This window comes from Clostridium sp. N3C (genome assembly GCF_900095445.1).
In the GTDB taxonomy this organism is placed as follows: Bacteria; Bacillota; Clostridia; order Clostridiales; family Clostridiaceae; genus Clostridium_AU.
The window spans coordinates 1-16,793 of the sequence record NZ_FMJL01000006.1; the positions used below are offsets into that span (position 1 = coordinate 1).

Annotated in this window: 13 protein-coding genes; all 13 read right to left on the minus strand. The window is 33.4% G+C overall.

Annotation, left to right across the window (positions count from 1 at the left end):
• Positions 1-34: 34 nt before the first annotated feature.
• The 13 genes from N3C_RS03700 to N3C_RS03760 all read right to left on the minus strand — a co-directional run bounded on the left by N3C_RS03700 (position 35) and on the right by N3C_RS03760 (position 16,781).
• On the minus strand, positions 35-367 hold the full coding sequence (locus tag N3C_RS03700) for a hypothetical protein (RefSeq protein WP_074364738.1): 333 nt from the start codon (positions 365-367) through the stop codon (positions 35-37).
• 37 nt (positions 368-404) lie between these two features.
• Entirely contained in the window at positions 405-791 is a 387-nt protein-coding gene (locus N3C_RS03705) for a hypothetical protein (protein WP_074364739.1), read from the minus strand.
• A 155-nt stretch (positions 792-946) separates the two neighbouring features.
• Positions 947-1,561 (minus strand): ribosome biogenesis GTP-binding protein YihA/YsxC, encoded by a 615-nt coding sequence (gene yihA, locus N3C_RS03710; protein ID WP_074364740.1) that lies wholly within the window; start codon positions 1,559-1,561, stop codon positions 947-949.
• A complete protein-coding gene (lon, locus tag N3C_RS03715) occupies positions 1,561-3,885 on the minus strand; it encodes an endopeptidase La (RefSeq protein WP_074364741.1) in 2,325 nt (774 codons plus the stop codon). The genes yihA and lon overlap by 1 nt, the downstream gene beginning before the upstream one ends.
• 261 nt (positions 3,886-4,146) lie before the next feature.
• Entirely contained in the window at positions 4,147-5,829 is a 1,683-nt protein-coding gene (gene lonB, locus N3C_RS03720) for an ATP-dependent protease LonB (RefSeq protein ID WP_074364742.1), read from the minus strand.
• Between the two features lie 161 nt (positions 5,830-5,990).
• Positions 5,991-7,280 (minus strand): ATP-dependent Clp protease ATP-binding subunit ClpX, encoded by a 1,290-nt coding sequence (gene clpX, locus N3C_RS03725; protein ID WP_074364743.1) that lies wholly within the window; start codon positions 7,278-7,280, stop codon positions 5,991-5,993.
• A gap of 65 nt (positions 7,281-7,345) precedes the next feature.
• A complete protein-coding gene (clpP, locus tag N3C_RS03730; RefSeq protein ID WP_074364744.1) occupies positions 7,346-7,948 on the minus strand; it encodes an ATP-dependent Clp endopeptidase proteolytic subunit ClpP in 603 nt (200 codons plus the stop codon).
• A 171-nt stretch (positions 7,949-8,119) separates the two neighbouring features.
• On the minus strand, positions 8,120-9,412 hold the full coding sequence (gene tig / locus N3C_RS03735) for a trigger factor (protein WP_074364745.1): 1,293 nt from the start codon (positions 9,410-9,412) through the stop codon (positions 8,120-8,122).
• Between the two features lie 226 nt (positions 9,413-9,638).
• A complete protein-coding gene (locus N3C_RS03740) occupies positions 9,639-10,433 on the minus strand; it encodes a hypothetical protein (RefSeq protein WP_074364746.1) in 795 nt (264 codons plus the stop codon).
• Between the two features lie 345 nt (positions 10,434-10,778).
• Positions 10,779-13,961, minus strand: coding sequence for a carbamoyl-phosphate synthase large subunit (gene carB, locus N3C_RS03745; RefSeq protein WP_074364747.1), 3,183 nt, complete (start codon positions 13,959-13,961; stop codon positions 10,779-10,781).
• Positions 13,951-15,039 carry a glutamine-hydrolyzing carbamoyl-phosphate synthase small subunit gene (gene carA / locus N3C_RS03750; RefSeq protein WP_074364748.1) on the minus strand — a complete coding sequence of 363 codons (1,089 nt, stop codon included), beginning with the start codon at positions 15,037-15,039 and terminating at the stop codon, positions 13,951-13,953. The genes carB and carA overlap by 11 nt, the downstream gene beginning before the upstream one ends.
• Positions 15,040-15,278: 239 nt before the next feature.
• Positions 15,279-15,836, minus strand: coding sequence for an orotate phosphoribosyltransferase (gene pyrE / locus N3C_RS03755; RefSeq protein ID WP_074364749.1), 558 nt, complete (start codon positions 15,834-15,836; stop codon positions 15,279-15,281).
• Between the two features lie 42 nt (positions 15,837-15,878).
• On the minus strand, positions 15,879-16,781 hold the full coding sequence (locus tag N3C_RS03760; protein ID WP_074364750.1) for a dihydroorotate dehydrogenase: 903 nt from the start codon (positions 16,779-16,781) through the stop codon (positions 15,879-15,881).
• Positions 16,782-16,793: the final 12 nt, after the last annotated feature.

Here is a 16,793-nt window from a genome sequence, read left to right on the forward strand (position 1 = left end):
TTTTATACTATTAAGCTCTTCCTCATCCCCTTTACTATTTCTTATCATTAGATTTTTTATCATCTTTGCATAGTAACAATAGGGCTACTACTGCCAAAATAAATAATCCATTGCCACCTAAAAAATTATTAAATTTCATTGGTCCAGCAAAAGGAACTAATCCTCCTCTAAGAGCTGGTAATGTACTATCTTTTCCTCCTGAGCAACGTTTTTTACTGCCTCCTTGATTCTTATTATCCTCTGTATTACCATAACTTAACCCAAGAATACTAGATGGTTTTCCAAAGCCAAAAACAATTATAGCTATCAACGCCCAAATAAGAAAATTATTAGTGCTCTTGGGAAGCTTGAATCTGCCAAGTTCCATATACTATCCTCCTTATAGTCTATGTTTTTCACTCTATTCAACACTTACTACTATTGCAGCTACACTCTTCATAATAATCATCATCACAGTTTTCATCTGATGTTCCAACATTTATAATATTAGTATTTACATTTCCCTGATTACCAGCTAAGCCATCTCCATTTCCTGCAAAAAGAAGAAACAGAAGGATTAGGAAAACAATTACTCCTTTACCTTTAGAAGACCCACTATGTTCCTTAGACTTGCAACAGGGGTTTACTACAAAACCGCCAAAGCTACTTCCTCCTCGGCACATGCATAACAATACAGCCAGAGCTATCCATATAAAAATACCGCTATTTAATACATCATTGCCTCCCTTATTTTTATCACAGCTCTTTCCTCCGCAAAAGCTTGAGGATAACTCTGATAATATGCCGCTCATCCATTTTCACTTCCTCCCCATTACTATTGCCGCTTCCGTATTCATAATATATACTATTCTTTCATTTATAAATTGACACTAAAAGTAAAAGGTTAGAAGTAAAAAAAGGAGTAGCCTCTTCCGAGACAACTCCTAAGCTCTAAGAAAAGTTGTATTTAACTTTCCATTGGTTCTGCAATGTTATTATTTGCTGATAAATCATCAAAAAGTTTATTAATTAGCTCTTCCTTACCTTCCCTTTTAGTAGAAGAGAAAAAGAATAATTCCTCATCTCTTACTTTAAGGGTTTCCTTAATTATTTTTTTATTTTTTTGCATTTCATTCCTAGAAATTTTATCAGCCTTTGTAGCAATAACCTGGATATCATATCCATGATATCTTATCCATTCTATCATCATTACATCATCTTCCGTAGGTTTATGTCTACTATCTACTAACAGTACTACTTTTTTTAATGTCTCCCTGCCAGTAAGATAATCCTCCATAAGTCTACCCCACTTTTCCTTTTCACCCTTAGACACTTTAGCATAACCGTATCCTGGTAAATCCACCAAATAGAAATCATCGTTTATTAAAAAGAAATTAATTAATCTAGTTTTACCAGGAGTATTACCAACCTTGGCTAAGGATTTTCTATTAGTTAAAGCATTTATTATTGATGATTTACCTACATTAGAACGTCCTACAAAAGCTACTTCTACCCTACCATCTTGGGGATATTGACTTCTACTGGCAGCGGATATTATAAATTCTGCCTTCTTAATTTCCATTATTTATTTTCCTCCATTAGTGCATTCTTTAATACATCATCTATTTTTGAGGCTAGTATAAACTTTACTTTTTTCTTTATACTATCTGGTATCTTCTCCATGTCCTTTTTATTAGCCTCAGGGATTATTACCGTATCAATACCAGCTCTGAAAGCGGCTAATGTTTTCTCTTTTAAACCTCCTATAGGCAATACTCTACCGGTTAAGGTTATTTCTCCAGTCATGGCTACATTATGTTTTACCTTTCTTTCCCCTAAAGCTGAAACCAGTGCTGTTACAAGAGTAACTCCAGCGGAAGGTCCATCCTTAGGTACCGCTCCTTCAGGAACATGAATATGTATATCTTTATCCTTATAAAAATCAGGATTTATGTTATATTCATTAGCATGCGCCCTCACATAGCTGTATGCAGCCCTGGCGGATTCCTGCATAACCTCTCCAAGCTTTCCTGTTAGCTCTAATTTTCCTGAACCCTCCATTATAGTTGCTTCTACTGGTAAGGTATCTCCACCATAAGCTGTCCAAGCCATTCCCATAACTACACCTATTTTATCTTCTTTATCTACTTTATCATAAGTATATATAGGACTTCCTAAATACTTCTTTAGATGGTTAACTGTTATATTAATGGATTTCTTTCCATTTTCAAGCATATCCGCTATGGATTTTCTTACTACAGCTCCAATTCTTCTTTCTAAGTCTCTTACTCCAGATTCCAGTGTATAACCCTCTATAATTGAAGAAATACAAGAATCAGAAATTGATATAACACCTTCTTCAACATTATGCTCCTTTAATACCTTAGGTATTAAATGTCTCTTAGCAATATGTAATTTCTCCTCATAGGTATAACCTGAAACCTCTATAACTTCCATTCTATCAAGCAAAGGTCTTGGTATAGTATCTAGAGTATTGGCAGTAGTAATAAACATTACATTAGACAAATCCATCTCTAATTCCAAATAATGATCTCTAAAGGTGCTATTTTGCTCTGGATCTAATACCTCTAACAATGCATCCGCTGGGTCTCCTCTAAAATCATTACTCATCTTATCAATTTCATCTAACAAAAATAAAGGATTCTTTGACTTAGCCTGTTTCATACCATATATTATTCTACCAGGTATTGCTCCTACATAAGTCTTTCTATGACCTCTTATTTCAGCTTCATCCCTTACTCCACCAAGAGACATTCTCACAAAGTTTCTGTTCAAAGCATGAGCTACAGAACGGGCAATAGAGGTCTTTCCTACTCCTGGAGGACCAACTAAGCATAGTATAGGTCCCTTTAATGATTTACTCATTTTTTTAACTGCTAGATACTCTATTATTCTATCCTTAACATCCTTCAAGCCATAATGTTCAGCTTCTAATATTTCTCTAGCCTTCTTTATATCATAATTGTCCTTAGTTTCTGTATTCCAAGGTAAATCCAAAACCCAATCAAGGTAAGTTCTTATAACATTACCTTCTGCAGAATATCCTCCCATATTGCCAAGCCTATCTAATTCATATAAGGCCTTTTCCTTTACAGCTTTAGGTAACTTTGCCTTATTGATTCTTTGTTTATATTTTTTTATCTCCTTTTGATCCTCATCATCTTCCCCTAATTCCTCTTGAATAGCCTTTAACTGCTCTCTTAAGTAGTACTCCTTTTGTACCTTATCAATTTTTTTCTTTACTCTAACTCCTATTTTTTTCTCCAAATTTAAGATTTCAATTTCATTGTTTATAATAACAAGTAACTTTTCAAGCCTTTCATTTACATCAATGGCCTCCAATAGTTCCTGCTTCTTTTCTTGTTTTAGCATTAAATAAGAGGAGACTATATCTGACAGCCTTCCTGGACTCTCTATATCATCTAAGGTAATAAGAACCTCACTAGGCATAGTTCCAGAAAGCTTTACATATTCATCGAAAGCCTCCTTAATTTTTCTAACTAGAGCTTCACACTTATGATCTTGAACGCACTCAGACTCCTGAAGCACCTCAACTTCCACTCTAAAAAATGGATCTTCTTGAATATAATTTACAATCTTAGCTCTACTTTTACCTTCAACTAATACTCTAACTGTATCTCCAGGCAACCTTAAAAGTTGCTTAATATTACACAAGGTACCTATTTCAAATATATCATCTTTATCCGGCTCTTCAATTTTCGCATCTTTCTGAGCTATAAGAAATATTTCCTGTCCATTTAACATAGCTTCTTCTAAAGCTTGTATGGACTTATCTCTACCAACATCGAAATGTAAAACCATATATGGAAATATTGTAAGTCCTCTTAAGGGTATAAGAGGTAACTCTCTATTTTCATTTTCCATAACCAACCTACCCCTCACTTTCTTCTACGCAAATTTTCAAGTGTATCCTAGCCATAAAGTAGGAATTTTACGGCTTTAATTATATTTAATATTAATTTCACTTAATAGTCAATAATATATAAGTAATAATCAATGTTGATTGCCTATTAGAAGCCTATAATTCAAAAGAAGCTCCAAATCCTTCTTTTAAGAATAAATAAGCTTGCGGTAGCGCAAGCTTATTTACAAATATGCAACTATAGCTATTAATTTATTTCTATTCTATAGAATATTAGGTTGTGCTGATTTTATTCCTACATTATTATCCTTTTCAATGCTAATTTCATTATCAGATTCATTATTTTCGAAGACAAAAGGTATTACTTCCTTTATATGACTTACCGCTATAATCTCAATGTCCTTAAATTCATTATGCCTATCTACCCAATTTTCTTTTGGTATAATAACTTTTTTTACTCCTGCCTTCCTAGCAGCAGCTATTTTAGCATTTATCCCGCCAACAGCCTTTACTTCTCCATGCAAGGATATTTCACCTGTCATAGCTATCTTATTGCTTATAGGCAACCTCTTAATTGCGCTGTAAATAGCACTGGTGATACTTATGCCAGCAGAAGGTCCATCTACTGGTACCCCACCTGGAAAGTTTATATGTATATCATATTCTTCACAATCTATATCAAATATATTTGTCAAAACCGTAAGTGCATTTTCTACAGAACATTTTGCATTGCTCTTTCTTATTATCTTTCTATCTATAGAATTAATTTGCTCCTCTTCTACAATACCAGTAACCTTTATTTTACCTTTGTTAAATTTTACTTTTTTAGCGGCAGCCTCTATCTCCATGATTGCTCCTATATTGGCCCCATATACAGCTAAACCATTAACATATCCAATCTTAGGCTTTTCTTTAATGCTTTTTTCAATTCTAGGTGTATAAGCTCCATTTTCTACAGCCCATTGAATATCATCTATATTTATAATCTTACGACCATCATTTAAAGCAACTCCTGCAGCTAATTGTACTAAGTTAACTGCTTCTCTTCCGTTGGTACAGTATTTTCCTATTAAATAAAGTGCCTTTTCCTCCACATCTAAATCTAATTTCTTAACAGCATTTTTTGCAATGATCATTATATCCTCACACTGCAAGGCCTTAAAAAATATTTCTATGCATCTTGAACGAATTGCAGGAGAAATTTCTTCTGGACTTCTAGTGGTAGCACCTATTAATCTAAAATCTGCAGGAAGACCATTTTCAAAAATCTCCTTTATATAAGGTGGTATGTTAGGATCTTCGGAACTGTAATAGGCGCTATCTAAAAATACTTTTCTATCCTCCAAAACCTTTAACAGCTTATTTAATACTATAGGTTGTAATTCTCCTATTTCATCTATAAATAAGATACCTCCATGTGCCTTTGTTACGGCACCAGGTTTGGGTTGAGGAATTCCTGCTATGCCTAGGGCTCCAGCTCCTTGATATATAGGATCATGTACAGAGCCTATAAGGGGATCCGCAATACCTCTCTCATCATACCTAATTGTGGTTGCATCTATCTCCACAAACTTACTATCCTTGGTAAAAGGTGATTCTGCTTGTTTTTTAGCATACTCCAACACCAATCGTGCTGCAGCAGTTTTCCCTACCCCCGGCGGACCATATATAATTACATGTTGAGGATTTTTTCCGCATAATGCAGATTTAAGAGCTTTTATCCCATCTTCCTGGCCTATAATTTCCTTATAGCTTGTAGGTCTACTTTTTTCAGTTAAGGGATCTGTTAAACTTAAAGCTCGCATTTTTCTCAGCTTTTCCATTTCTTTTTTATTTTCTTTATCTATTAGCACTTTATTTGAAGTCTGTCCTTTTAAGGCATTTAAAAAATATACCCCTGTAACTATGGTAAAAAAGAATTGAACAATAATTAAAATATTAATCATTTCCCCCTTAGGCTTTAAACTGAGGAGTAAAGCCTTATACCTTCCTTTCCATTTTACTTATAATTTTCTTATTTTGAACTTATATCTCTATTATTTACCATAGTTACGTTTTATATTCTTACCCATAAAAATTCAAGAGCATGGAAATCCATGCTCTTAAATTATGCTGTTTCAATGCCCTTTCGGCTCTTAGTTTTCTTAGATTTTATAGGTAATCTTTTTTGGCCTTCCGTTAATTCTACTTGAGGTTGTTTAGTGCTTAAGGTTTCCTTGGTTACTATTACTTTTGAAATCTGTTCATTAGAAGGTATTTCAAACATGATATCCTTCATCACATCTTCAATAATAGCCCTCAAACCTCTGGCTCCTGTGCTTCTCTCTAATGCTAATTCAGCAATTGCCTCTACTGCATCATCAGTAAACTCTAACTCTACATTATCCATTTCAAATAACTTTTTATATTGTTTTATTAGGGCATTTTTAGGTTGTGTTAGTATATTTACTAAAGCATTCTTATCTAAAGAATCTAAAGTAACTACAATAGGAATTCTTCCTATAAATTCAGGAATGAGACCGAACTTTAATAAATCTCCTGGTAAAATTTCCTTTAGCATTTTACCTATATCCTTATCGGCCTTAGTCTGAATTTCTGCCCCAAAACCTATAGAACTCTTTCTTGTTCTTTTTTCTATTATTTTCTCTATACCATCAAAAGCACCACCACAAATAAATAAAATATTAGTTGTATTTATTTGTATAAACTCTTGATGCGGATGCTTTCTACCTCCCTGTGGTGGTACAGAAGCTATAGTTCCTTCTAAAATCTTTAAAAGAGCCTGCTGTACTCCCTCTCCAGAAACATCCCTTGTTATAGACGGATTTTCAGATTTTCTTGCTATCTTGTCAATTTCGTCAATGTAAATTATACCTTTTTCTGCCCTTTCAATATCATAATCTGCATTTTGAATTAGCTTTAAAAGTATATTTTCTACGTCTTCACCAACATATCCTGCCTCAGTTAAAGTTGTAGCATCAGCAATGGCAAAGGGTACATTGAGAAATTTTGCCAAGGTTTGCGCAAGAAGGGTCTTTCCTGAACCAGTAGGTCCTAATAATAGAATATTACTTTTTTGTAATTCTACATCACCATCATTTTTGTTGCTGTTAATTCTCTTGTAATGATTATAAACTGCTACCGCCAAAGCCTTCTTAGCATCATCCTGTCCTATAACATATTGATCAAGATAGTTTTTTATCTCTACTGGCTTTGGTAATGTATTAACATCTAATTGAATATTGTCTTCAAATTCGTCTGCAATAATTTCTGAACATAATTCAATACATTCATCACAGATATAGACCCCTGGGCCTGCTATAAGTCTCCTAACCTGATCCTGATTTTTACCACAAAAGGAACACTTAAGTTGCTTTTTATCATCATATTTAACCATCTAAACACCTCGCTAATGGATATTGCGCCAAACATCCCCACAACTAATACGGAAGTATAATTATACTATTTGCTTTCATTGGATATATTATTCTTAGTTAATACTCTATCTATAAGGCCATATTCCATTGCTTCATTTGCTGTCATGAAATAATCTCTTTCAACATCTTGCTTTATCTTCTCCAATGGCTGGCCGGTTCTTTCGCTTAATATTTTATTTAAAGTATCCTTCATTCTTAAAATTCTTTTAGCATGAATATCTATATCAGTAGCCTGACCTTGGAATCCACCTAAAGGCTGATGTATCATAATCTCGCTATTAGGTAGAGCAAATCTTTTACCTTTAGCTCCTGCAGCCAACAAGAAAGCTCCCATAGAAGCAGCCATTCCTATACAAATAGTGCTAACATCAGGCTTAATATACTGCATTGTGTCATAAATAGCCATTCCAGAAGTTATAGATCCTCCTGGGCTGTTTATGTATAAATAAATATCCTTATCAGGATCTTCACTTTCTAAAAACAATAACTGAGCAACTACTAAACTTGCAGTTACATCGTTAACTTCATCACTAAGCATTATAATTCTGTCTTTTAACAATCTGGAGTAAATGTCGTAGGATCTTTCACCTCTATTAGTCTGTTCAACTACTACTGGTACTAAACTCATATAACTCCCTCCTATTACCTAATATTCAATCTTTCTCTACAAATCTATCCTAATTAACTAAGGAATCTTTTGTGCTCAATATAAAGTATATGCTAGCATTACTATTTTGACCTTATATTTTCCAAATTATAATTACCAGAAATTGTTCTGGCAATTATAATTCTAACTTTTTTATGCAACAGTCTTACAATTGTCAACTAGTAACTTTATTACCTTTTCGTTAGTAACATCTATCTTTAAGTATTGGCCTTGAACCTTTAGAAGGAAGTCTACAGTCTTTTCTATATCCTCTTGACCATACTGCTTAGCAATCTCTTCAGCCTTAGCCTTTAATTCTTCTTCTGTTACTTCAATTTTTTCAACCTTTGCTATTTCAGCAAGAACTAAGTCTGACTTAATTTTCTTAACAGCGCTTTCTCTCATGAATTCTCTCATCTTAGTTTCATTGCTACCAGTATATTGATAATATGTTTCTAAATCTAATCCTTGATACTTAAGTCTTGCTTCCATATCTTTTAACATACCATCAATTTCTTTATCTATCATAACTTCAGGAATATCAATTTTAGCATTATCGCAAGCAGCTAAAATAACTTCTTCTTCAAGTTCTCTCTTTGCTTTTTCTTCATTTGCTTTTTCCATCTTTGTCTTTATATCATTCTTTAATTCTTCTAATGTATCAAACTCTGAAACGTCCTTAGCAAGTTCATCGTCTAATGCAGGCAATTCTTTTACTTTAATTTCGTTAACAGTAACTTCGAAAACAGCAGCTTTACCATTTAAATCTTCTCTTCCATACTCTTCAGGGAAAGTAACCTTAACCTCTCTCTTTTCACCTACTGCTGCACCTATAAGCTGTTCTTCAAAATTGTCTATGAAGCTTTTTGATCCGATTTCCAATGAAAAGTTCTTTCCTTCTCCACCTTCAAAGGCAACTCCATCTATATAGCCTTTAAAATCGATAACAGCTATATCTCCATTTTCTACAGTGCCTTCAGCCTTTGTTTCTATTCTAGCATTTCTTTCCTGAATGGACTTTAATTGTTCCATCACGTCTTCATCTGTTACAGGATACTCAACCTTCTTAACTTCAAGTCCCTTATATTCTCCTAATTCTACTTCAGGCATTGTTACAACTTTTGCAGTATAAACTAAGTCTTTTCCTGAACCTATTTCTACTATATCGATTTCTGGATAATCTACAGGATGTATGTCGTGCTCTTCTAAAGCTTTAGGATATGTATCCTCAATACAAATATTTATTGCATCTTCATAAAATACACCTTCGCCATACATTTTAGTTATAAGGTTCATTGGAGCCTTACCTTTTCTGAAACCTGGAATGTTGTATTTGCTTTTATTCTTTTCATAAGCCTTCTTTAATGCTTCATTGAACTTTTCTGCTTCCACTGTCACTTCTAACTTTACAGTGTTTTTTTCAACTTTTTCGAATTTGATGTTCATCACGATTCTTCCTCCTAATTCCATAAAACCTTTTAAAAACTAGATTTTTTAACTAAGATATTATATCATATTTTAAAAATTTTAGGCAAATAAAATATAACATTTTTAAGCAATATTATACCTCTATATCGTATTTTCTTCAATCCTTAATAAATTTTTGCCATAAAGTGTTAATAATATTCCATATGACAAAAATAAGTTCACTATAAAATACTTTTCAACTAAATTACTCAACAAATTTTCCGTCACTACTTATGTATCTAACAACTCCATCTATATTAACTTTGAGTCCCTTTTCCTCTAAATTCTCAAAGTTTACCTCTTTACCGTAATAAGGTAATATTCTATCATGAGTTCCATTGTCTATATTTACCTTATACACCGTTAGTTTTGTATTAAAAAAAGGTAAATGTGATATATAAACAATGGTATCATTGTTTATAAACTTTGGAGAAGAGTGCCATATAAAATCTGGATGATACTGAAGTTGCTGAGCCTTAGGTATAACCTTTCCCTTTGTTGTAATATACTCTGGCTTTGTGATATTCTTTTTATTTCCTTCTAAATCTGCTACATATAAATCCTGATTTTCATCCAATATAACCACTTTGCTGCCATCTGGATTAATGTTAAAAGAAAAGATAGAATTATCTTCTGCTATCAAATTTTTAATAACCTTTTTATTATCAGATTCAGTATATATTATCTGATACGTTTTATTATTATCTAAGGTAAGCTTCATCACCTTATCTTCAACTATTGTTTCCTTCTTTTTAGTATCATCTATTTTATCTTTGTCTTTATTTTTCTTATCACTTGAATCTTTATTACTTAAATACCCACTTTCTTCCTGCTTTTTTTCTAACTCACTAACATGCTGTTTTTGCCACTTATTATAGGTAGATGTGAACAAAAAATATGCCCCGCCAATAACTAGACAAAGAACTATTATTACTCTCCTTCTCTTTCTTGCTCTCATCTTTTTTTCATATTCGCTGCTGAATATACTTGGCTTAGCCAAATCATTCTCCTCCTAACAACAATTAATATTCACCCTATCTATTTAAATGTACGATATAATTTAGCAAAAGTTTAATCCCCAACATATTATATCATTAATATTATAAATGAAAATATATTACTCATCAAATAATTTTAAGAAAAAAATAGTAGTAATTTACAAGGTTTCGCAAAGCCTAAATTTAGTATAATTTACTTTTCTAAAATATATTTTATGTAAAGTAATCTTATTCATTATTATTCAGCTAAATAAAATAAAAGATTCAGCTTATCTGAATCTTTTATTTTATAAATTCAATTTTTTCACAGTATGGCTGTAAAAAACTCTTCTTTATTTTTATTATAATTAATACTCTGACATTGCCTTAGGTTCCACAATTACACCAGACTTCTTAATTTTAACAGCCTTCAAATAGCACTTAAAAGTATCGATACAAGTGAAAGTAGGTACCCTATGCTCCGCTGCTTTACGCCTTACTTTGAAGCCCTTAGTTTCAATATTATTTCCTTTGGTAGGTGTGTTTAATACTATTTGAATCTTACCTTGAGAAATATAATCTATTACTTCTTCACCATTTAGAGCCTTGCATTTTATATCCTTACTTTCAAGATATTTAGCTGTACCTTCTGAACCATATATTTCAAACCCCATAGCTTCAACTTCTTTTATAAGCTCAAAGATTTCTGCCTTGTCAACCTCTTTTAAGGATACATAAATACTACCTTCTGTTAAGATCTTAGTACCTGCAGCAGTAAACCCTTTATATATGGCCTTTTCTAAATCTCCATCTACACCTAACACTTCACCAGTAGACTTCATTTCCGGTCCTAAATACATATCAACATCTGCCAACTTTTCTCCAGAGAACACTGGAACTTTGACCGCATAAAGATTTCTTTTTTCTTTCAAGCCTGTTCCATATTCTAGGTCTTTTAATTTCTTTCCTAGCATTAATTGTACAGCTATAGATACCATTGGCACTCCAGCTACCTTACTTAAAATAGGTACGGTTCTGGAGGCCCTTGGGTTTACTTCTATTACATAGACCCTTTCCCCGTCAAAGACATATTGAATATTTATTAGACCTATTACCTTCAACTCTTTAGCAATTTTCAAGGTATACTCCTTTAATTTATTAATAACCTCGTCCTTTAAAGTAATGGAAGGATATACTGTTATGCTATCTCCGGAATGAACTCCTGTCCTTTCCACATGTTCCATTATACCTGGAATTAAAATATCTTCGCCATCACATAAAGCATCAACTTCTATTTCAGTACCTCTAATGTATTTGTCCATTAATATTACATGACCATTTTTTAATGATAGAGCTTCCTTCATATATCTTTCTAGAGAATTAGAATCATACACTACCTCCATTGCCCTACCACCTATTACATAGGATGGACGTACCACTACTGGATAGCCTAAATTCTCAGCCTTTTCTTTTGCTTCTTCTACTGAACTTACCGCCTCACCCTTAGGACTTGGAATGTTCAACTTCTCTAGTAGCAATCTAAACTTTTCTCTATCTTCTGCTAAGTCAATAGATTCAAAAGGAGTTCCTATTATTTTTACCCCTCTGCTATTAAGCTTTTCTGATAAATTAAGAGCGGTTTGACCACCAAATTGAACAATTACTCCCTCAGGCTTTTCCTTCTTAATAATATTCATAACATCATCTATATATAAAGGTTCAAAATATAATTTATCAGAAGTATCAAAATCTGTACTTACTGTCTCTGGATTATTATTTACTATTATAGCTTCATAACCAGCTTCCTTTAAAGCCCAAACCCCATGTACACAACAATAATCAAACTCTATACCTTGACCTATTCTTATAGGACCAGATCCAATTACTAGAATCTTCTTATTATCCGATACTAGCACTTCATCTTCTTCATCGTAGCAAGAATAGTAATAAGGGGTGTTAGCTTCAAATTCTCCACCGCAAGTATCTACCATCTTGTACACGGGGAAGATTTCCTTGTTGCTTCTTATTTTTTTCAAACCTTCATAATCTAAGCCTGTTAAATCGCAAATTTCTTCGTCAGTAAATCCCATGGCTTGAGCATCATAAATAACTTGACTTTTTTCCTTATAATTAGCAAGACTTTTTTCCATATCAACAATATTTTTAATAGCCCTAATAAATAGAGGGTCTATCTTTGTATAATTGTGAAGGTTTTCCTCACTTTCTCCCCTTCTTAAAGCCTCTGCCAATACAAAAATTCTTTCATCATCTTGAGCTTCTAGCTTTTTAAGTAGTTCATCATTTTTGATTTCATGAAGCTTTTTATATCTTAATCCCTTTGGCATACCTTCTAGAGAACTAATAGCTTTCAAAAGTGCTCCTTCAAAGCTTCTGTTTATGGCCATAACCTCTCCTGTGGCCTTCATTTGAGTGCCTAGACTTCTTTCAGCAGTAGAAAACTTATCAAAAGGCCACTTTGGAATTTTAATAACCACATAGTCTATAGTAGGCTCAAAATATGCACTAGAAGCTCCTGTAACACTATTTGTAAGTTCGTCTAAACTATAGCCAATGGCAATTTTAGAGGCTATTTTAGCTATAGGATAGCCTGTAGCCTTTGAAGCTAAAGCACTGGAACGGCTTACTCTTGGATTAACCTCTATAACTACATAATTACTACTCTTAGGATCCAAGGCAAATTGGATATTGCAGCCTCCTTCAATTTCTAAGCTTCTTATTATATCAACGCAAGCATTTCTAAGCATTTGATATTCTTTATCCGTTAAAGTTTGAGTTGGAGCAACTACAATACTATCGCCGGTATGAATACCTACTGGATCTATATTCTCCATACTACATATAATAATGCAGTTGTCCTTTCCATCTCTCATAACCTCATACTCTATTTCCTTCCAACCAGCCACACTCTGTTCCAAAAGAATTTGGCCAATGGGGCTCATCTCTATGCCTCTGCTGCAGATCTCTTTTAGTTCTTCCATATTTTCAGCTATACCACCACCAGTACCACCTAATGTATAGGCTGGACGGATTATTACGGGAAAACCAACCTTCTTAACAAAATCAAAACATTGCTCTAAATTAGTAGCTATTATACTTTGAGGAACTGGTTGTCCTATTTCCATCATTAAATCCTTAAAGGCTTCTCTATCCTCAGCCTTCTTTATAGATTCGCTGTTAATACCTAAAAGTCTTACATTATATTTATCTAATATGCCTTCTTTTTTTAACTGCATAGCTACATTTAAGGCAGTTTGACCTCCAAAGCCTGCTAAAATTCCTTGTGGTCTTTCCTTTTCCAATATGGCTACTATAGTTTCTAGGTTTATAGGTTCAATATATACCTTGTCTGCAATATTTGTATCTGTCATGATTGTAGCCGGATTGCTGTTTAATAGTATAGTTTCTATTCCTTCTTCCTTCAATGACTTGCAAGCTTGAGTACCAGAATAATCAAATTCTGCCGCCTGCCCTATTACAATTGGTCCTGAACCAATAATTAAAACTTTTTTTAATGATTTATCAAGCCCCATACTTTACCTCTTTTCCAACACAAATATCAATAAATTTATCAAATATATATTCCATATCAGTAGGCCCTGGTGCCCCTTCTGGACTAAATTGCACAGAAAACACAGGGTAATACTTATGTTTTAATCCCTCTACAGAGCCATCATTTAAATTTTTATGAGTAACGATAATGCCTAGTTTATCCAAATCTTGGTCCTTTACAGCGTAACTATGATTTTGAGAAGTTATATAAGCTTTATCTCTTTCAAAATCATATATCCCGTGGTTTAAACCTCTATGTCCACATTTCATCTTATAGATATCTGCTCCAAGAGCTAAAGCTAAAATCTGATGTCCTAGTCCTATACCAAAGATCGGTAACTTTCCTAGAAGATGCTTAGTTAACTCTATTCCTTCAGGAACTAACTTAGGATTTCCTGGACCATTGCTAAGTAAAACACCGTCAGGATTTAAATTTCTTAGTTCCTTATAACTTGTGTTGTATGGAACTATAGTTATATCACAGTCCCTATCTTTCAAACTTTTAATAATGCTATTTTTCACTCCAAAGTCTACCACAGCAACTTTTGTGCCCGTTCCTGGAATATGCACATATTTTTTTGTACTTACTTCCTTAACAAAGTTTTCTTCCTTTTCTTTTTCTTCTTCTATTATTTTCTTAAGCTCATCGGTAGATATATCTATATTTGCAATGACACATTTCATTGTTCCTTTACTTCTTATTTTTCTAGTAATACTTCTGGTATCCACACCAGCAACTCCTACAACTCCCTTTTCTATAAGGAAATCTTCTAAATCTTTTTCCATTAAGTAATTAGAGCTTATTGTTGAAAGCCCCTTTACTATAAATCCTTTTGCATATATGTTGCTAGATTCGTTTTCTATGCTATTAACGCCGATTCCTCCTATTACAGGATAGGTCATAGTTATAATAGTCCCAGCATTGGTAGGATCCGTCAGAATCTCTTGATATCCTGTTGCAGATGTATTAAATACTATTTCGCCAACAGAAACACCTTTTTTCCCAAAACCTTTACCCTTATAAATAGAACCATCTTCTAGATAAACTATTCCATCCATGACTATACATCCTCCCAAATCCTCTGAATATTTATTCATAACAAACTAATATTTATACAAAATTTATCATAGATTTTCCTTTCTGTCAATAGCATTTAAATACGATATTATCGTTATTTTATCTATATTAGCAAATATTCTGACAGGACCTATTACTTACACTATCATTGTATACTCCTTATTTTCATGCAAAAATAAAGAGATTCAAATTCATTGAATCCCTTTGCAATGATAATATATTATTTAATATTTCTACTTCCTGGTTTAACGTAAGGTATATTTTCCTTACATAATGGACATTCATCCTTATCATAACTTTCAATATTCATTTTAGTACAACTATAAATTGGATATTCAAGCTTACAAGTACCCCTATCTACAATACAAGCTATACCTACCACTATTCCTCCTAAGCTCTTTACTACTTCTATAGCCTCTAAAGCAGATTTACCTGTAGTAACTACATCCTCTGTAATAATAACCTTTTCCCCAGGTTTAATTTCAAAACCTCTTCTTAAAGTCATTTTGCCATCTTCTCTTTCAGTGAAGATAGCAGGCTTTCCAGTCTGTCTTCCTATTTCATAGGCTACAATTATTCCACCCATAGCAGGTCCTACTACTTTATCAAATTCTACTTTCTTAAGCTGCTCTGCCACCACCGCCAAAACTTTAGCTGCCTTATCTGGATACTGCAATAATTTTGCGCATTGGCAGTATCTATTACTATGTCTTCCACTGGATAAAAGAAAATGTCCCTCCAATAAAGCTTCACATTCCTTAAGTGTTTCAATAACCATACTAAACCCTCCATTTAATTTTAAATAATTAATTATACTAAATTACAAGGAAGCTACTCCCACTATTTCATCTATACACTTAATACCTTCCTCAATCATAAATTCCTGTATCTCTTCAATTATCTTAATTCCTATATCCGGTTGTATAAAATTTGCTGTTCCTATCTGTACCGCTGTGGCTCCAGCCATAATAAATTCAAGGGCATCCTGTCCTGTCATTATTCCTCCCATACCTATTACCGGTATGTCTACCGCTTTACATACCTCATATACCATTCTTAAAGCTATAGGTTTTACAGCTGGACCGGACAAACCAGCCGTAACATTTTCAAAAACTGGTTTTCTTTTTCTCACATCTATAGCCATAGCCTTAATAGTATTAATTAAGGATAAGGCATCTGCCCCTGCTTCTCTACATTTTACCGCCATAGCTACAATATCTTCAGCATTAGGGGAAAGTTTTACTATAAGAGGCTTTTTACATACGGATTTTACCTTGCTAACTACCTCATAGGCATCTTCACACTTAATTCCAAAGGCCATACCACCAGTCTTTACATTTGGACAAGAAATATTTAGCTCTATCATATGTACGCAGGTATCATTTAGCTTTTCTACCGCCTCCATATATTGCTCAATATTGTTGCCACCTACATTAGCAATAATATTAGTCTGTAAACTTTCCATGTATGGTAGTTCTTTCTGTATAAAATTATCTATACCAGGATTTTGTAAGCCTACACTATTTAAGATTCCTCCTCGAGTTTCCACAACTCTAATGCCGTCATTTCCCTCTTTAGGATATAAGGTTAACCCCTTTGTGCAAATGCCTCCTAATAAAGAAACATCATAGAACTCTGAATATTCTTTTCCAAATCCGAAGGTACCAGAAGCCGCTATCACAGGATTTTTAAATTTAACACCACAAATTTCTCTAGTTAACATAAGCTCCTCCTA